The sequence below is a fragment of the Geobacillus sp. GHH01 genome (genome assembly GCF_000336445.1).
GTDB classification, from domain to species: Bacteria; Bacillota; Bacilli; order Bacillales; family Anoxybacillaceae; genus Geobacillus; species Geobacillus zalihae.
On sequence record NC_020210.1, the window covers coordinates 1596653 to 1615324 of the forward strand.

The 18672-nt window shown below is 53.8% G+C and carries 24 protein-coding genes; 15 read left to right on the forward strand and 9 right to left on the reverse strand.

Annotated elements, in window-relative coordinates:
• Complete coding sequence (locus GHH_RS07865; RefSeq protein ID WP_015374737.1) at window positions 1-1122, reverse strand: DUF2515 domain-containing protein; 1122 nt, start codon at window positions 1120-1122, stop codon at window positions 1-3.
• 222 nt (window positions 1123-1344) lie between these two features.
• On the opposite strand from GHH_RS07865, the gene GHH_RS07870 reads away from it, so the two are divergent.
• Both GHH_RS07870 and GHH_RS19145 read left to right on the forward strand, forming a co-directional pair.
• On the forward strand, window positions 1345-1662 hold the full coding sequence (locus GHH_RS07870; protein WP_015374738.1) for a YodL-like protein: 318 nt from the start codon (window positions 1345-1347) through the stop codon (window positions 1660-1662).
• A gap of 105 nt (window positions 1663-1767) precedes the next feature.
• Window positions 1768-1932 (forward strand): hypothetical protein, encoded by a 165-nt coding sequence (locus GHH_RS19145; protein ID WP_015374739.1) that lies wholly within the window; start codon window positions 1768-1770, stop codon window positions 1930-1932.
• A 35-nt stretch (window positions 1933-1967) separates the two neighbouring features.
• On the opposite strand, the gene GHH_RS19150 is transcribed toward GHH_RS19145, so the two are convergent.
• Complete coding sequence (locus tag GHH_RS19150) at window positions 1968-2126, reverse strand: hypothetical protein (protein WP_008879283.1); 159 nt, start codon at window positions 2124-2126, stop codon at window positions 1968-1970.
• Between the two features lie 126 nt (window positions 2127-2252).
• On the opposite strand from GHH_RS19150, the gene GHH_RS07875 reads away from it, so the two are divergent.
• From GHH_RS07875 to GHH_RS07885, 3 genes are all read left to right on the forward strand, one after another.
• On the forward strand, window positions 2253-2660 hold the full coding sequence (locus tag GHH_RS07875; RefSeq protein ID WP_013145438.1) for a hypothetical protein: 408 nt from the start codon (window positions 2253-2255) through the stop codon (window positions 2658-2660).
• A gap of 511 nt (window positions 2661-3171) precedes the next feature.
• Window positions 3172-3882 carry a purine-nucleoside phosphorylase gene (gene deoD, locus GHH_RS07880; protein WP_013145436.1) on the forward strand — a complete coding sequence of 237 codons (711 nt, stop codon included), beginning with the start codon at window positions 3172-3174 and terminating at the stop codon, window positions 3880-3882.
• Window positions 3883-3931: 49 nt separating this feature from the next.
• A complete protein-coding gene (locus GHH_RS07885; protein WP_015374740.1) occupies window positions 3932-4753 on the forward strand; it encodes a D-alanyl-D-alanine carboxypeptidase family protein in 822 nt (273 codons plus the stop codon).
• Window positions 4754-4791: 38 nt separating this feature from the next.
• On the opposite strand, the gene GHH_RS07890 is transcribed toward GHH_RS07885, so the two are convergent.
• Window positions 4792-5490, reverse strand: coding sequence for a class I SAM-dependent methyltransferase (locus GHH_RS07890; protein WP_015374741.1), 699 nt, complete (start codon window positions 5488-5490; stop codon window positions 4792-4794).
• Window positions 5491-5657: 167 nt separating this feature from the next.
• On the opposite strand from GHH_RS07890, the gene GHH_RS07895 reads away from it, so the two are divergent.
• From GHH_RS07895 to GHH_RS07910, 7 genes are all read left to right on the forward strand, one after another.
• Entirely contained in the window at window positions 5658-6545 is an 888-nt protein-coding gene (locus GHH_RS07895; RefSeq protein ID WP_047753178.1) for a cation diffusion facilitator family transporter, read from the forward strand.
• Window positions 6546-7023: 478 nt separating this feature from the next.
• Window positions 7024-7980 carry a magnesium/cobalt transporter CorA gene (corA, locus tag GHH_RS07900; RefSeq protein WP_011231079.1) on the forward strand — a complete coding sequence of 319 codons (957 nt, stop codon included), beginning with the start codon at window positions 7024-7026 and terminating at the stop codon, window positions 7978-7980.
• A gap of 197 nt (window positions 7981-8177) precedes the next feature.
• A complete protein-coding gene (locus tag GHH_RS18145) occupies window positions 8178-8282 on the forward strand; it encodes a YjcZ family sporulation protein (protein WP_013145431.1) in 105 nt (34 codons plus the stop codon).
• A 185-nt stretch (window positions 8283-8467) separates the two neighbouring features.
• Window positions 8468-9397 (forward strand): EamA family transporter RarD, encoded by a 930-nt coding sequence (gene rarD, locus GHH_RS07905; RefSeq protein WP_011231080.1) that lies wholly within the window; start codon window positions 8468-8470, stop codon window positions 9395-9397.
• Window positions 9398-9522: 125 nt separating this feature from the next.
• Window positions 9523-9621 carry a YjcZ family sporulation protein gene (locus GHH_RS18150; RefSeq protein WP_011231081.1) on the forward strand — a complete coding sequence of 33 codons (99 nt, stop codon included), beginning with the start codon at window positions 9523-9525 and terminating at the stop codon, window positions 9619-9621.
• Between the two features lie 33 nt (window positions 9622-9654).
• Window positions 9655-9795 (forward strand): YjcZ family sporulation protein, encoded by a 141-nt coding sequence (locus GHH_RS18155; RefSeq protein ID WP_011231082.1) that lies wholly within the window; start codon window positions 9655-9657, stop codon window positions 9793-9795.
• 139 nt (window positions 9796-9934) lie between these two features.
• Window positions 9935-10828, forward strand: coding sequence for a DUF1028 domain-containing protein (locus GHH_RS07910; RefSeq protein ID WP_011231083.1), 894 nt, complete (start codon window positions 9935-9937; stop codon window positions 10826-10828).
• Between the two features lie 98 nt (window positions 10829-10926).
• Here GHH_RS07910 and GHH_RS07915 read toward each other — a convergent pair whose 3' ends face one another.
• The 3 genes from GHH_RS07915 to GHH_RS07925 all read right to left on the reverse strand — a co-directional run bounded on the left by GHH_RS07915 (window position 10927) and on the right by GHH_RS07925 (window position 13823).
• Complete coding sequence (locus GHH_RS07915) at window positions 10927-12294, reverse strand: MATE family efflux transporter (protein ID WP_011231084.1); 1368 nt, start codon at window positions 12292-12294, stop codon at window positions 10927-10929.
• 96 nt (window positions 12295-12390) lie between these two features.
• Window positions 12391-13653 carry a nitrogen regulation protein NR(II) gene (locus GHH_RS07920; protein ID WP_011231085.1) on the reverse strand — a complete coding sequence of 421 codons (1263 nt, stop codon included), beginning with the start codon at window positions 13651-13653 and terminating at the stop codon, window positions 12391-12393.
• 38 nt (window positions 13654-13691) lie between these two features.
• Complete coding sequence (locus tag GHH_RS07925; protein ID WP_014195711.1) at window positions 13692-13823, reverse strand: hypothetical protein; 132 nt, start codon at window positions 13821-13823, stop codon at window positions 13692-13694.
• Between the two features lie 528 nt (window positions 13824-14351).
• Here GHH_RS07925 and ilvA point away from each other — a divergent pair.
• Window positions 14352-15560 carry a threonine ammonia-lyase gene (ilvA, locus tag GHH_RS07930; protein WP_011231086.1) on the forward strand — a complete coding sequence of 403 codons (1209 nt, stop codon included), beginning with the start codon at window positions 14352-14354 and terminating at the stop codon, window positions 15558-15560.
• A 568-nt stretch (window positions 15561-16128) separates the two neighbouring features.
• Here ilvA and GHH_RS07935 read toward each other — a convergent pair.
• Window positions 16129-16386 carry a DUF6154 family protein gene (locus GHH_RS07935; RefSeq protein ID WP_015374743.1) on the reverse strand — a complete coding sequence of 86 codons (258 nt, stop codon included), beginning with the start codon at window positions 16384-16386 and terminating at the stop codon, window positions 16129-16131.
• Between the two features lie 167 nt (window positions 16387-16553).
• On the opposite strand from GHH_RS07935, the gene GHH_RS07940 reads away from it, so the two are divergent.
• Window positions 16554-17342, forward strand: a complete 789-nt coding sequence (locus tag GHH_RS07940) for a GNAT family N-acetyltransferase (protein WP_011231089.1) — start codon at window positions 16554-16556, stop codon at window positions 17340-17342.
• Between the two features lie 49 nt (window positions 17343-17391).
• Here GHH_RS07940 and GHH_RS19645 read toward each other — a convergent pair whose 3' ends face one another.
• Both GHH_RS19645 and GHH_RS07945 read right to left on the reverse strand, forming a co-directional pair.
• On the reverse strand, window positions 17392-17526 hold the full coding sequence (locus GHH_RS19645; protein ID WP_014195715.1) for a hypothetical protein: 135 nt from the start codon (window positions 17524-17526) through the stop codon (window positions 17392-17394).
• A gap of 6 nt (window positions 17527-17532) precedes the next feature.
• Window positions 17533-17781, reverse strand: a complete 249-nt coding sequence (locus tag GHH_RS07945) for a hypothetical protein (protein WP_013145420.1) — start codon at window positions 17779-17781, stop codon at window positions 17533-17535.
• Between the two features lie 258 nt (window positions 17782-18039).
• On the opposite strand from GHH_RS07945, the gene GHH_RS07950 reads away from it, so the two are divergent.
• Window positions 18040-18666 (forward strand): TetR/AcrR family transcriptional regulator, encoded by a 627-nt coding sequence (locus GHH_RS07950; protein ID WP_011231091.1) that lies wholly within the window; start codon window positions 18040-18042, stop codon window positions 18664-18666.
• Window positions 18667-18672 lie beyond the last annotated feature (6 nt).

Below are 18672 nucleotides of genomic sequence, written 5' to 3' on the forward strand. Positions count from 1 at the left end.
TTATGATGAAGTTGATTTGGCCGCCGCGATGGCGGCTGTTTTCATCATGGCCAAATGCCGCTCGTAGCGGCTGGTCATGTCGCCCGAGGCCGGAAGCGGGAGCGTTTCAAGCGCCTGCATGATCGCCTCATCGGTGAACCAATCGCGATGATCGTGGAACGGGTGCGCAAGATCCGGCCAAGCTTCCTCAAGGCGGGGGCTGTAAAAGCGGCGCCCATCAGGCGTTTCAGCGAACGATTGCGGCCAGAAGTCGGCGCGTGAGCCGCTGTGGGGGACGCAGCGGGCAAAGCGGCAGGCGCCGCGAAACAGCCGGGCGTCAAACAGCAGCAGACTGTACAGCGTTTTGCCTATATGGATGCGGTGGTGGACGTCGGCGAAATCGCGCACGGTCGTTCCGGCAAGCGCTACGCGGCGGCCTTTGGCATATGGGATGAGCACATCGTTGAACCCGAGCCATTGCTCGACAATAAACGGCCAGCTTGACAGCACGCGGGTGCGGAAAAACGGATGTTCGATGACGCGAAGCTGGATGTACTGCTGCTCGTTGATGATCAGAGCAACCGTAAGAAGCGCGGCATTCCCCGTTTCCCAAAAATGTTCCCACATCGGCTTCATAAACGAAGACACCGCTAGCGCCGGCAACAAATGAAACAGCGGCGTCTCCCTCCGTTTGCTTTCTTCGTACAGCAGAAGCTGCGGATAGGCATCATGAAAAATGAGGGCATTGGCGCGCTCCAAAAACAAAAAAAGGGGTGCAATGATTTGTTCCGGCAGCAAAAACGGAAGAAGGCCGCCGCGCAAATCCGTCATGTTCCAACCGCCGTTGCGCGAGACGAGATGGGCTAAAAACGCCCAATGAATTTCCCGATGGCGCTCAAAAAACGCTAAGTAGGCGGCGGTGCGCGTCACATTGTTGCGGTTATGTTCCGCCGTTTTCCGACGAATGGCGGCAACAATGCTCTTTTCTTCCGCGCTGAGCGGTCCGTCAGTCGGGACAGTTGTGCGGGCGGCCATCCGGCGAAGCAGGCCGTCATCGGCGAGGCGGACCGGATGGCGGTACAAAAAGGAGCGGTAGGCATACTGAAGCGGATGGCGCAGCCAAGCGAACGGGCGAGTCGGCATCAGGCTGTCTCTCCTTTGCATCATTTGTGGACTTTTGCCAGAAGACCGCGATCGTTTCGACAAAAGGAGTGCTCGTTTGCTGAAGGAATCGACACGCCAAATCACCAAATAAGTACAATACACGTTTTTCTCGGCTCCGAAGACGATTCGCGATCGAATTCGACATCAACCATAGTATGGGACGCGGAGGGCCGATTTATTGGGAGAAGGGAGAGGAAAACAATGGTTCGTTTATGGGGGAAACGGATGTGGATGACAAAACGTGCATATGAGGCGGTCGTTTTTCAAACACCGCGCTTTGGGGAAACGAAAGGCTACCGGCAAGTGTGCCGCATGACGGTGACGGCGGCCGGACATGATGAAGTGCTGGCGGTGTTGTATCGGATGTTGAATGTCGCCGATCTGATGCCGAAAAACTGTCAAGCTCGATTTATGCGGACTGGGGACGTTGTGCTGATCGATGAAGGGCGGAAAGGACAGACGTACTATCGCCTTTGTCCAGACGGATGGAAACAAGTGGAACGTCAGCTCATCTGTTGACGGAATATTCGAAAATATAGTCGCCAGCAAGAGCTAGAGATGATATAATATGAATAAAGCCCCCTTGTTTCGGGAACGGATAAGAAAGGAAAGGGGGCGGACTTGATGGAACATGACGAACGGCGGCGCGACATGCCGATGGTGGCCCCGGGCATCGACGACGATGAGGAGCTGAATGAAAGAGCGACAAAAGAGGAAATTGAACGCGGGGAATATACAAAAGTCGTCACGCTTGCTTGGGACGAATCCGAGCCGTCGGAACCGCGATAGAAACCCTTGTATCGCACAAGGGTTTCTGCGGTTTGTCACGATTCTGGATTGTCGTGATGGCCCGGACCGTTTTTCCGGCCGCCGGCGGCGGAATATTCTTTGGCATGCGCCTCATCTTCAGCAATCAATGCTTCTTTTGGAATATGGTTGTTCTTTTTCTGCCCGTTAATGCGGTTGCGGTGTTTTTTGCCCATCGTTTTCCCTCCTTGAACCGTCGTCGTCGTTAGTGTATGCGGTCTGACGGCGGTTCATCGACGGAAAATGTTTGCAGGCGGCATCATGCGGCGGGCGCAGGAGAAAAGAGGGAAGGGGGCGAAACGATGGCCGCACTGGCGCTGTCGCTGCTTGTGTGCGTTGTCTCGATTGCGGCATTGCTTTGGGTCAAAGGGCAAGTTGAGCGGCTCTTGTTCCGCTGGAGAAGCGTGCCCCTTCTCCATGCGGTCAACGTCGTCATCATCGCTGCCATCGTTGCTGACATGTACTATCGGCTCAGCGGCATCGACGTGTACTTGCGCGATTTGGCCGATATCAACGGTTTTTGGTATGTCTTTGCCGGCGCGATGCAGCTCGTCTTTCCACTGTATTTGTTTTCCTGTTGGCTTGTCGCCAGGCGGCGCGAGCGCGAGAAAAAATATACGCGCAGCAAAGACAAAAAGGTGCTGTATATCAATGAGCGGTATTTGGCGCGCCGCCATCGGGGCGATTATCGCCGATCCAAAACATCGTAAGAGAGCGGCTCCCCCGCAAATGTCTCACCCACCTCCGCGAGTGCACAGGGGGAGCTTTCAGCGATTTGCGTATGTGCCAAACGACAATGCACAAGGACCCTTTCCGCTTCCCTTCGTTTCGAAGATGCCCGTTTGAACAACATGTGATTCGATCCGACGGCGATTGCCGGCCAACATTCATCTCCCACATGGACGGGTGCTCGTGCACCTTCACGTTTCGAAGTGGGAGACTTCTTTCGGAATGATGTTAGAATTTGGTCTTTTCCTTTTTCGATGTGGACGGCTGATTGTTTGATTTGGACGATGGATTGGTTTTGTTGGCGTATTCCACCGCTTGTTCGAGTTTCTTTTTCATCGGTCTTTTCCTCCTTTCTCCTCGGGCAGGCACACATAGTATGCCCGTTCGCCGCCTCGGCTACTCGAAGGAAGACTGCCATTTTCCGCAAACATATGATATGATAGACGAGGGCATGGCCCGACAACAATCGTTCAAACCAAAGGAGGAATCCCATTGAGCGTACATATCGGAGCGAAGGCAGGGGAGATCGCGGAGCGCATTTTGCTGCCAGGTGATCCGCTGCGCGCCAAATACATTGCCGAAACGTTTCTGGAAGGAGCGGTATGCTACAACGAAGTGCGCGGCATGCTCGGATTTACCGGGACGTATAAAGGGGAGCGCATTTCCGTGCAAGGGACCGGCATGGGCGTGCCGTCCATTTCGATTTATGTGAACGAACTGATCCAAAGCTACGGCGTAAAGACGCTCATCCGCGTCGGAACGTGCGGAGCGATTCAGCCGGATGTGCGCGTCCGCGACGTCATTTTGGCGATGAGCGCGTCGACCGATTCCAACATGAACCGGCTCATTTTCCGCGGCCGCGATTATGCGCCAACCGCCGATTTCCATCTGCTGCGGACGGCGTATGAAGTAGGGGTGGAAAAAGGGCTGGCGCTAAAAGTCGGCAATGTGTTCACCGCCGACATGTTTTACAATGATGAACCGAATTGGGAAACGTGGGCGCGCTACGGTGTATTGGCTGTCGAGATGGAAACGGCGGCGCTCTATACGCTGGCGGCGAAATTCGGCTGCCGGGCGCTGTCGGTGCTGACGGTCAGCGACCATATTCTCACCGGAGAAGAAACGACGGCTGAGGAGCGGCAAATGACGTTTAACGAGATGATTGAAGTGGCGCTTGAAGCGGCGATCCGCAATGGCGCGTGATTGGGCTGCCGGGCGCTTGGGCCTGGGAAAACAGAAAAGGAGAAGGAACATGAACCAGCGATGGCAAGCGGCGATGTTGGTGTGCCTGCTGCTCGCCGGCTGCCAAACAGGGGAGAGCGGCAGCAACGGTGCGGCCGGCCCGTCCGGCCAGCCGCCGGAAAGCGCGGTGCACCCAAGCGATCATCAACAACAGGGGAAAACGAGCGAGAGCCCCGTCGATCCCGATTTGCAGCTTGAGGCGAAATATTGGAACATCGTCAAGGTGCAAAACGGACAAAAAGTGATTCAAAACCCTGACAACATTTTGGTGCTCGTCAATAAAGAACAGTCGCTCCCGCCTGGCTATAAGCCGGCGGACTTGGTCGTGCCGCGCGTGCCGTTTTTGTGTGCTGACCCGAACGCGGAAAAGCGGCATATGCGGGCCGAAGCGGCCGCGGCGCTTGAGGAGATGTTTGCCGCCGCACGCCGCGATGGCATTGAGCTGGTGGCCGTGTCCGCTTATCGTTCATACGAGCGGCAGCAGGTGATTTTTGCTGAAGAAGTGCGGCAAAAGGGGAGGGAAAAAGCGGTTCAAGCGGTCGCTCATCCAGGTCAGAGCGAGCATCAGACAGGGCTGGCGGTCGATATCAGCAGCCGCTCGGCCGGCTGTCAGCTGACCGAATCGTTCGGGGCGACAAAAGAAGGGCAATGGGTAGCCGCCCATGCGCACGAGTACGGATTCATCATCCGCTACCCGAAAGGAAAGGAAGCGGTGACCGGCTACAAGTATGAGCCGTGGCATCTCCGCTATGTCGGGCGGAAGGCGGCCGCGGTGATCAAAAAGCGCGGCTTGACGCTTGAAGAATATTTCAAAGTAGTGAAAAAAGTGTGAAAACGGCGCCTCGTCGAGGACGCCGTTTTTCTTGCCAGCTATGGTTCGCAGCAAAAGACGCAATAGCCAAGACGGTCGCCGAATTGAGATGTCAACTGTTGGTGCATCTGCCACATGCTCGCCATCTCCGGTGTCGGCGGAAGGGCGATGACGATGGGTGCCCCAAGGCTTGGCGCTTCGGCTGCAGCCGCGTAGGAAAACTGGCGGCAGCCAAAGCCGCTTTGTTCGAGCACTTCTTTCCACTCCGCTGATGTCATGAGCTGACGGAAGCCGTAAAAGGCGGCGATTTGCTTTTGCTCGGCGGCGGTCAGCCGCTCATGACACGCTTCAATGCCGACGAATAGGCCATCGTTTTTGAGCACGCGGCGGATTTCGGCGAGCGCGTTTGGCAATGAAACGAAAGCAAGCACCGATTCAGAAAGCGCGAGGTCAAACGTCCCGGCGGGAAACGGGAGCGCTTCGACCGAGGCGCGATGCAAACGGACTGAGACCGCCTTGGCGGCAAAACGCTGTTTCGCCTTGGCGATCATCGTCGGGTGGATGTCGATGGCGGTGACGTTGGCCCCGTACTGTTCGGCGATATAAGCCGCCGTCTGTCCGGTGCCGCAGCCGACGTCAAGCACGGATGTTGAACGGTCGATCTTAAGTTTACGTAAGATTTGTTTTGTTAACTCAAAACCGCCTGGGTGAGCGCCATCGATCCCCATGTCCGCCAACCAGTCTAAATATGCAGACATCTGTTCCTCTCCTTTTTTGTTTCGACTTGGTTTATCATACGCAAATGCGATCAATTTTGCCTTTAGACAAAAAAATTTGCTTGTCCCTATTCTTATGAAAAGAGGAAATTTTCTTGCTGTAGACCCAACCGGCTTCAAGCTGGTACACTGATACGTGCAAAAATGAGATGGCTAGGTTGGTGAAGAAAGTGGATCGAAAACAAGGAGCCGAGGCGGGCGCATTGCTGAGCATTTTCGTCTATCTTCTCCTTTCGGCCGGCAAGCTGTTGGCTGGGGGGGTGTTCGGCTCGGATGCGGTGGAAGCGGACGGTTGGAATAATTTGAGTGATATTATCGCTTCCTCGGCAGTCTATATTGGCATGAAAATCGCGAAAAAACCACGTGATTGCAACCACCCGTACGGACATTCGCGGGCGGAAAACATCTCCTCGCTGTTGGCTGCTTTTTTGATGATGTCCATTGGCATTGACGTGATCACAAGCGGCGTCCGCTCGCTGTTCGGCAAAGAAAAGGCAGCGGCTCCTGATGTTTTAGCGGCTGTGGTTGCGCTCGCCTCGGCGGCCGTTATGATTGGCGTTTATGCCATCAATCGTCGGCTGGCGCGGCGGACGAACAGCATGGCGCTGGCGGCCGTGGCGAAAGACAATTTATCGGATGCGCTGGTGAGCATTGGCGCCGCCATTGGCATCGCCGGCGCGCGGCTTGGGTGGCCATGGCTTGATCCGCTGGCGGCGCTTGTGATCGGGGCGATGATTGGCAGGACGGCGTGGGAGGTGTTTATGGAGACGGCGCATACGCTCACCGACGGTTTTGATGAACAGCAGCTCGCCGTTTATAAAGACGAAATTGCAGCGGTGAGCGGCGTGCGCGATGTCGCTGACATTAAAGCGCGCATGTTAGGCAACGACATTGTGCTGGAAGTGACGATCCGCGTTGACTCGCATTTGACGGTGGCAAAAAGCCATGAAATCGCTGATGAAGTCGAGCGTTTGATGCGAAACCGGCATAACATTCGGGCGACGCACGTCCATGTGGAACCGGAAGCGGTGCGCTGACTGGCTTCGGGCGCATTGGCGGGCCGACGCGGCGAGGCGCCTATATAGATGCAATTTGAAGCTTTAACATTTGTAGCTTTTACCGAGCATTTGATCGACTGTCGGGCGACCGAACAACGCCGCTTTCAGACCCATGTATGGGTCTGTGAAGCGGGTGGTTGTTCGGTCTTCCGTCACGCCTTGGCGTGACGGAGGCAAGCCTGTGGCTTGCCTTCGACAGTCGAAAAATGGACAAGTGACTTTTCCATCAAGGATATGTTAAACTTTTTCGTTGCATCTATATAGACAGCGAATGACTTGTCGGGATGTGACGCTTTGCAGGCGGGATGCAGCCGGGAGAAGTTGCTTGTCGCCAACAGCGAGCGGATGCGGCCAAACCGTTGCCACTGGCTTGTTTTTGGCGGCGGGAGGGGAGTAGTTTTGCGTCAAACAGCAAACAATACAATTAAAATCGTTTGCATGGAAAGGACGTCAGTCTATGGCGATCGAGCATAACTTTCGTTTGACGGTTGACGGAACGTACAAACGCCATGCGCCGGCAGGCAGCCAGTCGTGTTGGCTTCATTTCACCGCCGCCGCCAAGCCGGATTTGGAGCAGCTTCTTTCTTCGCTGTCCATTCACCCTCTCGCCCAACAGCGGCTGATGAACGGGACAGATATTCCCACGTTTGACGAATACGAAGGATGTTTCTTCTTATCGCTGTTTATCGTTCGTCCGTCTGGCCGGACAGTGAACGTTCGTTTGCTGGCCGGCAGCCAATATATGATCAGCTATATGGATGAAAACGATCCGCTTGTTGATCAAGTGAAAGAACGTTTGTTGAACCATCGCGGTCAGGCGCTGTATCCTGGGTACGTGCTGTATCACTTTTTAGACTTGGCCGCCATCCGTTTTTTGCAAGTCATCGATCAGATCGCTGACCGCATTCAGACGCTTGAACGGCAAGTGTTTGCGACCCCGTTTGCCAACGAAATCGGGCGCGAGATTTATCGGATGAAAACACATCTTCATGAGCTGCGCCAAATCGCCGAGGCGCAGGAAGAAGCGATCAAAATGATCCGCCACGCTGATTTGCCGTATATCAATCAAGAGACGAATCCGTATATCGAGGAAGTGGCGTCGCGATTCTCACGCGTGCCCGCCGCGCTCGACGCGTTTAAGGAATCATTGTCCGCCATTTTCGATTTGCAACTGTCGCTCAAATCAGATCATATGAACGTCATTATGAAGACATTGACATTGGTGAGCGTCATATTTTTGCCGATGACGTTTATCGCCGGTGTATACGGCATGAATTTTGCGTTTATGCCAGAGCTGAAATGGAGATACGGCTACCCGTTTGCCTTGTTGCTCATGGCAACTGTTGCGATGCTCATCGCCCTCTATTTTAAGCGAAAAGGTTGGTGGGGAGAGACGGGGACGAAAGAAAAATAGGCGTTTTTCTGGAAGGTCGGTGATGTAACGGAGAAAACGCTCCAGCAAGGAGCTTTCGCCAATGGATCAACGGCTCTTCCGTGCGTTCGTGGACCAATCTTTTTGAAGAAAACGCGGTTTTTCACCAATCTTCTAGAAATTTGGGCATTCGCCCGGCCGTTTGGGCGGGCGGGCGCATATGATGGCCCTGTGAACCGATGAAGGAGGTGCCCGCCGTGAGCGGTTTTGTCAACAGCGGTTATACGGTCGTCATCGTCCTGTTCATTTTACTGATTATTGTTGGCTGTGCCTGTGTCGCTTGATGAGCGAAAAAATAAGAAAGGGCGGCGGTCAAACGGGCCGCGAAGGGGGCGGGTGCTCATATTCAGCTGCGCCCCTTCTCCATTGGGCAACCGCGTCGAGCGATGCGGGTGAGTGTTTTGATGGATAAAGTGAAGCGGCGGCGGTATAATGAAACAGAAATGATCATGGAAAAGGAGAAGACGACGTGGGGCATTGGAGCGAAGAAAAGCAAGGCATCTTGTATACGGCTGCTTCGTACTTGCTGTGGGGAGTATTGCCTCTGTACTGGAAGCTGCTAGAGGCGCGCCCGGCGCTTGAGATTTTGGCGCACCGCATCGTGTGGTCGTTCGTGTTTATGGCCATCCTTCTGGCAGCGAATGGGCAGCTTGGCGCCTTCCGCCGGGAGCTTCGGGCGATGCGCCGTAAGCCGGCTAAGGCATGGGGGATCGCCGCTGCTGCCGTGCTCATCAGCGCCAACTGGTTTGTCTACATATGGGCGGTGAATCATCATCATGTCGTTGAAACGAGCCTCGGCTATTATATCAACCCGCTTGTCAGCGTGGCGCTTGGGACGATCGTATTGCGCGAGCGGTTGAGCGTTGGGCAGTGGGCCGCTGTTTTTCTTGCCGCCGCCGGCGTGGCGGCGATGACGGCGGAATATGGCGCGTTTCCGTGGGTCGCCATATCGCTCGCGTTGACGTTCGGGTTTTACGGCTTAGTGAAAAAACTGGCCAGCGTTGACTCGTCCATTGGCTTGACGCTTGAAACAATGGCCGTCATGCCGCTTTCAGCCGTTTACTTATTATGTGTGTACAACGAAACGCCAGCCCTCGTCAAGACGGCCGAATGGTGGCAATGGGCGCTGTTGGCTGGAGCCGGGCCAGCGACGGCCGTGCCGCTTTTGTATTTCGCCAAAGGGGCGAAGCGTGTGTCAATGACAACACTTGGTTTTTTGCAATACATTTCGCCGACGATCAGCCTTCTCCTTGGCGTCTTTTTGTTCGGCGAGCCGTTTACGAAAGCGCATTTTTATGCGTTTAGCTGCATCTGGACGGCGCTTATTTTGTTTTCCGCTGTTCAAATCAAGCAAGCGCCGGGGCGGAAAAAATGGAAGCGAAACTCGCTCGGAGCATAACATCGGTCCGCGGATGGACCGTTTTTTTTTACGTTGCGGCAAATACCCATTTTTGCCGAAACATCTAACCATTTCCTCGGCTTCTGAATAGTCTACTAGTACAAAAACGAAGGAGGTGCTGGCAAATGGGTGCAGCTTACGGCGGCGGATTCGCGTTGATCGTCGTTCTGTTCATCTTGTTGATTATTGTCGGATGTGCATGTATCGGTGGTTGGGTGTACTGATGCCTCTTACTTGCTAGCAAGGAGGTGACGAATATGCCATATGGCTTTTATGGCGGCTGGGGCTGGGGCGGCTATGGCTTCGGTTATCCGGGTTACGGCGGCTACGGCTACGGCTTTGTGCTGATCGTCGTTTTGTTTATTTTGCTCATTATCGTCGGGGCAACATGGTGCTAGGCGGATGATGGGCATGCGGGGGGAGACGGCCGGGCAACGGCTGTTTCCCCCGCTTTTTTTGTGAACAGGCAGGAACAACGAAAGGAAGTGGAGAAATCATAAACGATGAGAAAATGGAAAGCATATGGAGGACGGGGAAATGACACATATTGCAAAAGACATCGTCGCGACGTTTTCGATCGTCGCGTTCGATCCGGCGACCGGGGAGCTTGGCATCGCTGTTCAATCGAAATTTTTAGGCGTTGGTGCGGTTGTTCCGTGGGCGAAAGCGGGCGTCGGAGCGGTGGCGACGCAATCGTACGCCAACACGTCGTACGGACCGCGCGGCCTCGAATGGATGGCAAAAGGGAAATCGGCGCAAGAAACGCTTGAGTTGCTCGTTGCCGATGACAGTGAGCGCGATTTGCGCCAAGTCGGCATCGTGGATGCGAAAGGACGGGCGGCGACGTTCACCGGGAAAAAATGTTACCCGTGGGCCGGGGGCATCACCGGGCCGAACTATGCGGCTCAAGGCAATATTTTAGCCGGCGAGGAAACGGTGCTGGCAATGGGAAGGGCGTTTGAGCAGACAAAAGGTCCGCTCGCCGAGCGATTGTTAAAGGCGCTTCAAGCTGGTCAGGCAGCGGGGGGCGACCGCCGCGGGCAACAGTCGGCCGCCTTGCTTGTCGTGAAAGAAGGAGGGGGATATGGCGGCTACAATGACCGTTATATCGACTTGCGCGTCGATGATCACCCGCGGCCGATCGAGGAGCTTATTCGCTTGTATCAGTTGCGCCAGCTTTACTTTGAGAAACCGCGTCCCGAAAAAGTGGCAGCGATTGAAGGAACGGTAAAGGAAGAGGTGGCCGCCCACTTGGTCCGTCTCGGTTATTTGTCGAAAGAGCGCTCGGCGGATCGCGAGGCGCTTCATGAGGCGCTGACCGTGTATATACATACAGAAAATTTTGAGGAGCGCCAAGTGGAGAAAGGAAAAATCGACCTCGATGTATTACAGTATATGAAGCAGCAGCCGTCGCCTAACGAGGTCGGCTAAGGGAAACCGGCCTTGTCGACTGCATGATCCATCATGCTGCAACAAAAAGGATGTCCCTAGAACTGGGCGGGACATCCTTGTTTATCGACCGCTCCCTCTTAAAAGGCGCATGGCGCACGCCCGCTGTCATGTCTGCGCCAAACGGCCCGCAGGCGAAAGCTGAGAAACAGCGCGCCCGTTGCCAATCCGGCGATCAGGCCGATCCAATAGCCGAACGCCCCGGCGGCAGTCAGTAGAGCGAGCGCGCAGCCAAGCGGAAGCCCAACGCCCCAATAGGCGAGAAGAGCGGACCAAAAAACGGCGTTTACCTCTTTATAGCCCCGCAGCGCTCCTTGGATGGGAGCGGCGATGGCATCGGAAACTTGAAAGAAGATCGCATAGAGCAAAAACTTCCCTGTCAACGCCGCCACTGTCGGATCGTTTGTATACAGCCGGGCGACATGGCTGCGGAAGGCGGAAAGGAACAGCGCTGCTGCGGCGGCGACGGCCAAGGCGAGGGTGATGCCGATCAAGCAATATTGTTTGGCGGCTTCATAACGGTTGGCCCCGGCTTCAACGCCCACGGCGATCGTCAGCGCCATCGATAAGCTGAGTGGAATCATATACAACAGTGAAGCGAAGTTGAGGGCGCTTTGATGCGCGGCGACCGTTTCCGCGCCAAACCGGCCGACAAGCAGCGTCACAGCAGCGAAAATGCTCGTTTCAAAAAAGATGGCCGACCCGATCGGCACCCCGGTTTTCAGCAACTCTTTCCATGCGGCCCATGACGGACGGTAGAAACGGACGAGTACACGATAGGGAGCCAAGCGCCGAAATTTCAAAGCGGCAAAGGCAGCGGCCGCGAAGCAGTACGCATACGTGATCGCCGTCGCGTAACCAGTGCCGATGCCGCCAAGGCGCGGAAATCCGCCATGCCCGTAAATCAACAACCAGTTGAACAGCATATTGACCGGCAAGGCGGTGAGCGTAATCCACATCGTCACTTTCGTTTGCCCAAGCGCATCGATGAAATAGCGGAGCACAGAATAAAGAAACAGAGGGATGATCCCAAACGACAAGGCGCGCAAATAATGAAAGGCGATATGCCGAACGTTTTCATCCAAAGACATCTGTTTCAAGATAAACGGCACGGCAGCGGCGCCGATCAGGACAATGGCGACAGCAAGCGCGACAGCCAAGTAGAGCGCCTGGGCGACGGCGCGAGTGATCGAGTCATGCCGTCCGGCGCCGAAATGGTGTGAGACGATCGGGGACAGGGCGAGCAAAATGCCGCCGGCGCCGGTAAACACCGGCACCCATAGGCTTGAGCCGATCGCGACGCCGGCAAGATCTTCGGCGCTCGCATGACCGGACATGGCGACATCGACAAAGTTCATGGCATATTGACCGGTTTGCGAAACAAAAATGGGAAGAAACAAGGCGAACAGGCGCCGCCATTTGCCGTTGGGCGGAGCGGTCGTTGCCATAATGGCTCCTCCTTTTCTGTGATAAAGTGATACATTGTTCTAAATCATCAATCTCCCCACTTCCGAAGCTGGGATGGCCCCCTCTTCGGAAGCGATTTATGACGAAAGAAACGGCGGTTGGCTGCAAAGCGGGAATTCGATCAAAAAACATGTGCCGTGCGCGTCGCTTTGCACTTTCATCGTCCCGCGATGCAGTTCGACGATTTTTTTCGATAATGACAGGCCGAGCCCAGTTCCCGTTTCCTTCGTTGAAAAAAACGGATCGAAAACATGGTCGATGACCGACGGCGGAATGCCGGGTCCATCGTCGCAGAAGCGAAGCTGAACGAGATGGTTGATTTTTCGGCTGCAGATCGACACCCTCATCGTTTTCGCCACTTTTGCTTCCACGGCGTTGCGAAATAAGTTTAAAAACACTTGCAAAAGCTGGCTGCGGTCGCCGTTCATTTCGTAATCGTCAAGCTGGTCATCAAGGTCAAAATGGACGTCGACGTTATGCAATAGCGCTTCGCTTTGCAATAGGACGCCGACATCGTCGCGCAAAAAGCGGTGCAAGTTGAACGTCTCCATTTTGACGTCCGCCGGCTTGGCGATATTCAAAAAATCCGTGATAATGTCGTTCGCCCGGTCGAGCTCAGGAATTAAAAGCCGCTCAACGAGCGAGGCGATGCGATCCGGCAAGTCGCTTTTCAATAGTTGCAAATATCCGCGCACCGTCGTCAGCGGATTGCGGATTTCATGGGCGATGCCGGCGGCGATGCGGCCAGCGACCGCCAGCTTTTCTGTTTCTTTCATCATATTGAGCGACTGAAACATACTGATGACTCGTTTGATCGATCCGTCATCGTTGTAAATAAAACGGGTGTTGACGATCCCGTAAAATCGGTCGAGCACTTCGTAATTGTAAAGCGGCTCGCCTTTTTCAAGCGATTCGAGCGTCGCGATCAGCTCATCAGGGAGCTTCAGCAGCTCGCGAATATGTTTGCCGATGATGGCATCGCGATCCACGCCGGTGTCAACAGCCGCCTGCAAATTGCAAAGCGTGATGATCCCTTGAGCGTCGACAAAGACAATGTGGTGCGGAACGAGATCGAGCAACGGCGTCAAAAAGGCTTCCACTTTTTCAAACGGTACGTCGCGATGCAAGTCAATATCCCACTGCCATTTGGCTTCCTTTTCAAGGGACGGCGGAATGGTGCGAAGGTGCGGCCGGACGTCGCCGCGCTTTTTTTCGATGGCGATTCCACTTTCATAATCGGCAAAGGTGAACGGAAACGGAAGCTTTTCGATGAGCCGCTCATAAGCGCGCAGCTTTCGTTCGAGTTCTTCGATTTGCGATTGTACGAGTCGATCGTTCATCTTTCCAAACTCCTTAGCTGCACATTTCGTTTTTTATTTTACAAAAACCGCCCTCCGTTGGCTATGGCGGACATCCTGACGACATATGTTTCGCCGCCTTGGCGGACGCTTGTCATCGCCGTTGTCCACGCGGCAACATCCGGCGCTGTATAGTACAACTTTTTAGTCACAATCGCTTCATCCTTTCGTATTCCGAATGCTTTTCTTTCATATTAGCAAATTCGCTCGCATTTGCCTATCGTGGATCTTCCCAACCGCTTTCTCCCATCAAACGGGCGAAGGATTCCATTGGCGCTATTAGGTTTTGATGGATCACAGCCAAATGAAGACGAATTTCCTAATTGATAAAACAATGTGCTAAATCATCAATGGAATGAACAAAAATGGTTTTTGCATACCATGCCAAAGTTCGTCAAAAAAGAGAAGACGATTGTACACAGTTTCTCAACTGGAAAAGAATCGGTTTTGCGATGGTTTTTGTCAAATCCCCTACCTTCAAGCAGCTGACAAAATGCAACGGATCGCAGTGATGGGTTCGTTCAACAATATATTTTATAATAAAAAACTATGTGCTAAATAATCAATAAAAAGAGTGACCATCCAAAAGAAAAGCAACATTTGTCGGCGGCGAAATGCTTTGTATATAATAAAACGGAGCGAAAACGAACCGATCGCCGATCAGAAAGGGTGGTTTGATGATGTTGACATTAGCAGACATTGAACAAGCGCGAGCGAAAATGAAAGGCATCGTCCATCAAACGCCGCTTGAGCATTCGCAAACGTTCAGCCGGCTGTCTGGCAATGATGTATATATGAAACTCGAAAATTTGCAAAAAACGGGCTCGTTTAAAGTAAGAGGTTCATTCAATAAAATTATGTCGCTCACGGAAGAAGAGAGGGCGCGCGGCGTCATCGCCGCTTCGGCCGGCAACCACGCCCAAGGGGTCGCCTATGCGAGCGGCATGCTTCATATTCCGTGCACGATCGTCATGCCAAAAGGCGCGCCGCTCAGCAAAATTGAAGCGACGAAAAGCTACGGGGCGGAAGTCGTGCTGTACGGCGATGTGTTTGACGAGTCTTTGGAATATGCGTTAGAGTTGCAGCGTGAACGGGGGATGACGTTTGTTCATCCGTTTGACGACTTGGCGGTGATGGCCGGCCAAGGGACGATCGGCTTAGAGCTGATCGAGCAGCTTCCCGACGTCGATGTCGTTCTTTGTCCAGTCGGCGGCGGCGGGTTGCTTGCGGGGGTGGCGCTTACGTTAAAACAGCTGAAGCCGTCGGTTGAAGTGTACGGCGTTGAGTCATCGGCTTGCCCCGGCATGACGGCGGCCATACGCCATAAACAGCCCGTCTCCATTGCCGCATCGAATACGATCGCCGATGGGATTGCCGTGAAAAAGCCGGGCAATATTACGTACCAATACATTGAGCAATACGTCGATGGCGTTGTATGCGTGGAAGAGGCGGAAATTTCGCGGACGATGCTGTATGTGCTCGAGCGGAACAAGCTGTTGATCGAAGGGGCGGCAGCTTGTCCGCTGGCGGCATTGTTGTATCAAAAGCTGCCGTTTCGCGGCAAAAAAGTCGCCGCCATTTTAAGCGGCGGCAACGTCGATGTGACGCTCATTTCCCGCATCATCGAGCGGGGGCTCGTCGAAGCCGGGCGATTCGTTACGTTTACAACGGTCATCTCCGACAAGCCGGGCCAGTTGAACAAGCTGCTGCGCATTATTGCGGAGCTTGAGGCAAACGTGATGTCGATTCATCATCAGCGCATCGGCGCCAAAGTGCTGCCAGGTCAGGCGGAAATTCACTTTTCGCTCGAGACAAAAAACGAAGACCACATTCAGCAAATCTACCAAGTGTTGTTGAAAGAAGGCTACGATGTACAGTTTTACCGATGAGCGCGCGATGGAAAACGGTTTGTGTTTCGCCACTGTCTGTTAAGCAAACAGTGGAAAAGCCGTCTTGGAAATCATGTTCACAGGGCTGCCAAGTCAACTACCCCCACTTCGCGAACGCTTGAAGTGGGGGCTTGCAACTCCCCAGAAGTGCAAACGGACTTCGTCCTCCTTCCTTGACTTGGGGTTGCATCAGGGGGCAGGTTGACGACTGCCCAACGACGCAGGTCATGCCTGCATCGTTACCGATTCTCTCGGTGTGTCTGTTGGCAGTACTTGGCTTCCACACACAACAGACAGACCTACGCTCGATGTTTTACGGTTGCAACGTTTCCTGCAACCAACTCCATCCATCGAGCAGCCGTTATTGGAGTGCCTTTATTGAACGGTTTTCTCCATGCCTTTATTATATCATACACAAAAGAAAGGGGGAACGCACATTCCTCTCCCACTTACTCCCTTTGGTCGTTGAAGTGGGAGTCTCCTGCGCGAAATAGGATGAATACGAAACCATCATTTGCCCAACATAACGGCTGTTCCTTATGACATGGGGGACAGCCGTTTTGTTTTGTCAATGCACGCGCGGCGCATCTTGCGGCCGCGTCGCGCCGAGGCCTTCGCGGGCCATTTTCGCTTTCAAGCTTTCCAGGACATACAAACCGAACATGCCAAGCAGCTCTTCATCAGTCATCTCACCGATCAGCTTGAGCACATCGCGGCGGTCGAGTTCATCCAAAATCGACATCGCCACCGCTTCGGCGTCTTCTTCATCTCCGGTCAGTCGATCTTTATAGTATTCGTACAGATCGTCAGTAAACTTCATCGGCATCGTCGCCTCGCTTTTTTGAGAGCGGGCTTCCTCCTTTCTTTGCAGTTGGCCGATGCAGACTTAGGGGCATCGGCAGTCCTCTCGGTTTGACGCCACAAATGCCATTGGCAACAGGGATGATTCATAGTATAATGGAAAAAATATCATTCGAAAAGCGGGGGAATTCTATGATTCGCCGGTTAACGGCCGAAGACGATCAACAAGTATTTTCGTTTTTGCGGCAAGATCCGTCGTTCAATTTATTTATCATCGGCGATATTGAGTCGTTTGGCTATGACGCCGATTTCCAAGACGTTTGGGGGCAGTTTGACGATGCCGGCTCGCTGAAGGCGGTGCTGCTCCGTTATTACGATTCCTACATTCCGTACGCGCCTGGCGATTTTGATGCCGATGGCTTTGCTCGTCTCATCCGCGAGACAGCCCAATCATCGTCCATCCAGCTGTCCGGCAAGGCGGACATTGCCAGGCAGTTCGAAGAGCGGCTGCCGCTTGGGGAGAAGCGAACGCTTTACTTTTGCGAGTGTCGGACGGATGAATACGCCCGTCAAGAAATGGGGGCGTTCGCCGTCAAAAAAGCCGAATTGGCCGATGTCGACCGGATTCTCGACTTGCGGCGCCGCATTGCCGAATTTGAAACGAGGCCGTCGTCCCGCGATATGCTAGTGAAAGGGATGGAAACCAATTCAGCTAGAACGTACTACATTGAACAAGACGGCCGAATGGTGGCCGCCGCATCGACATCAGCGGAAAACTCATTGTCGGCGATGATCGTCGGCGTCTGCACGGATCAAGGACATCGCGGGAAAGGATATGCGAGCGCCATCGTGGCGAAGCTCGTTTGCGATTTGCTCGCTGAAGGGAAGATGCCGTGCTTGTTTTACGACAATCCAACCGCCGGCCGCATTTACCATCGCCTTGGTTTTCGCGATATCGGATTGTGGGCGATGTACCGTTAGAAGGGCGGAAGTCCCGCCAGCTTGCTTGTGTACAAAAGCAGGCTGGCGGTTATTGTCCGTCTGCGCCGTTGGGCGTGCCGCGGCGAATGTGCTCGCCGCCGCGCTCTTGCATCGCTTTTGCCTTGTCGTTGACGAGCTGTTTTTGGTCTACGATGGAAGAAGGTGTTTGTTTTTTGTTCGCCATATCGAATCACCTCAATGGAGACGATTTAGCGCGCTGAATGAACATGTCCGCATCTTCGATCAGCCCGCAGACGCCGCATTGGACGCGGTAGCTCGGGCCGCGGTATGGGAGATGGAACGGTTCGAGCGCTTCGTTTGTGTATTCGTGCTCGATGTCGCCGGTGTGCGGATCGAGCTTGACCGCACGCGGGTGCTGCTCAATGAGATGAAACCGCGTCCGGTTCGTTTTGCAGTTTGGGCATAGCATCGGTTCCAATGGAAGCCACCTCCGGTTTTTATCTTTTGGAAAAACGGCCGTGGTTATGTATAGGTCATCTGTTTTGTTTCAGTTCGTGCGGCTAGGGGATAGGGCTCGCGCAGCCGATCGGACGATGTGCGGCGAAAGACGCCTCCATTTTTCGGGCGCCGGAACGATTTTTGTTGACAATGGCTGCAACTGTCGAGTATCTTAATAAACAAGAAGAAGATTTTGCTTTTTTCGAAATGTTTTACAGTTCAGGCGAAGGAGACTGTTATGGCAGAGAAACCGCTTCGAGACCGCATTATCGACACCGCTCTTCATTTGTTTGAGAAATATGGCTACCATGGCGTGACGGTCGACCGCATCGTCGCGGAAAGCGATACGTCGAAAGGCGGGTTTTACCATAATTTTAAATCAAAAGACGAGTTGCTTTACCATATTCATGACGTCTTTATTACGTATGCGCTGACAAAAGCGCAGGAGGCGTATGAGGGCTTCCCTACGCCGACTGAGCGCTTGTACGCCATCGTTCAGTCGTTTGTCAAAGTGTTTCATTTGTATAAACCACACATCACCGTGTTTTACCAGGAAAGCACGTACTTAAAACCGGAATACGCCGAACCGATCAATGAAAAGCGCGAAGAATTTAAACAAATTATTTTTCGCGTCATCCGCGAGGGAATCGAGGCCGGCGAGTTTCGTCCGGAGCTGTCGGTGGAGATTACTGGCATGTCCATTATCGGCATGGTCAACTGGACATACAAATGGTACAATCCGGATGGTCCGTTGTCAATTGAGGAGATCGCGGCGTATTTTGCCGATTTCATTTTGCATGCGGTGCTCCGCACACCAGAAAACCCAGCGGCGGCGCGGTTTTTGTTGCGGCCGGCCGCCGAATAAGTTGTT

Coding starts and splice junctions, on each gene's coding strand:
- GHH_RS07865 (WP_015374737.1), bottom strand. CDS start 1,122: ATGCCGACTCGCCCGTTCGCTTGGCTGCGCCATCCGCTTCAGTATGCC.
- GHH_RS07870 (WP_015374738.1), top strand. CDS start 1,345: ATGGTTCGTTTATGGGGGAAACGGATGTGGATGACAAAACGTGCATAT.
- GHH_RS19145 (WP_015374739.1), top strand. CDS start 1,768: ATGGAACATGACGAACGGCGGCGCGACATGCCGATGGTGGCCCCGGGC.
- GHH_RS19150 (WP_008879283.1), bottom strand. CDS start 2,126: ATGGGCAAAAAACACCGCAACCGCATTAACGGGCAGAAAAAGAACAAC.
- GHH_RS07875 (WP_013145438.1), top strand. CDS start 2,253: ATGGCCGCACTGGCGCTGTCGCTGCTTGTGTGCGTTGTCTCGATTGCG.
- GHH_RS07885 (WP_015374740.1), top strand. CDS start 3,932: ATGAACCAGCGATGGCAAGCGGCGATGTTGGTGTGCCTGCTGCTCGCC.
- GHH_RS07890 (WP_015374741.1), bottom strand. CDS start 5,490: ATGTCTGCATATTTAGACTGGTTGGCGGACATGGGGATCGATGGCGCT.
- GHH_RS07895 (WP_047753178.1), top strand. CDS start 5,658: ATGGCTAGGTTGGTGAAGAAAGTGGATCGAAAACAAGGAGCCGAGGCG.
- corA (WP_011231079.1), top strand. CDS start 7,024: ATGGCGATCGAGCATAACTTTCGTTTGACGGTTGACGGAACGTACAAA.
- GHH_RS18145 (WP_013145431.1), top strand. CDS start 8,178: ATGAAGGAGGTGCCCGCCGTGAGCGGTTTTGTCAACAGCGGTTATACG.
- GHH_RS18150 (WP_011231081.1), top strand. CDS start 9,523: ATGGGTGCAGCTTACGGCGGCGGATTCGCGTTGATCGTCGTTCTGTTC.
- GHH_RS18155 (WP_011231082.1), top strand. CDS start 9,655: ATGCCATATGGCTTTTATGGCGGCTGGGGCTGGGGCGGCTATGGCTTC.
- GHH_RS07910 (WP_011231083.1), top strand. CDS start 9,935: ATGACACATATTGCAAAAGACATCGTCGCGACGTTTTCGATCGTCGCG.
- GHH_RS07915 (WP_011231084.1), bottom strand. CDS start 12,294: ATGGCAACGACCGCTCCGCCCAACGGCAAATGGCGGCGCCTGTTCGCC.
- GHH_RS07920 (WP_011231085.1), bottom strand. CDS start 13,653: ATGAACGATCGACTCGTACAATCGCAAATCGAAGAACTCGAACGAAAG.
- ilvA (WP_011231086.1), top strand. CDS start 14,352: ATGTTGACATTAGCAGACATTGAACAAGCGCGAGCGAAAATGAAAGGC.
- GHH_RS07935 (WP_015374743.1), bottom strand. CDS start 16,386: ATGCCGATGAAGTTTACTGACGATCTGTACGAATACTATAAAGATCGA.
- GHH_RS07940 (WP_011231089.1), top strand. CDS start 16,554: ATGATTCGCCGGTTAACGGCCGAAGACGATCAACAAGTATTTTCGTTT.
- GHH_RS19645 (WP_014195715.1), bottom strand. CDS start 17,526: ATGGCGAACAAAAAACAAACACCTTCTTCCATCGTAGACCAAAAACAG.
- GHH_RS07950 (WP_011231091.1), top strand. CDS start 18,040: ATGGCAGAGAAACCGCTTCGAGACCGCATTATCGACACCGCTCTTCAT.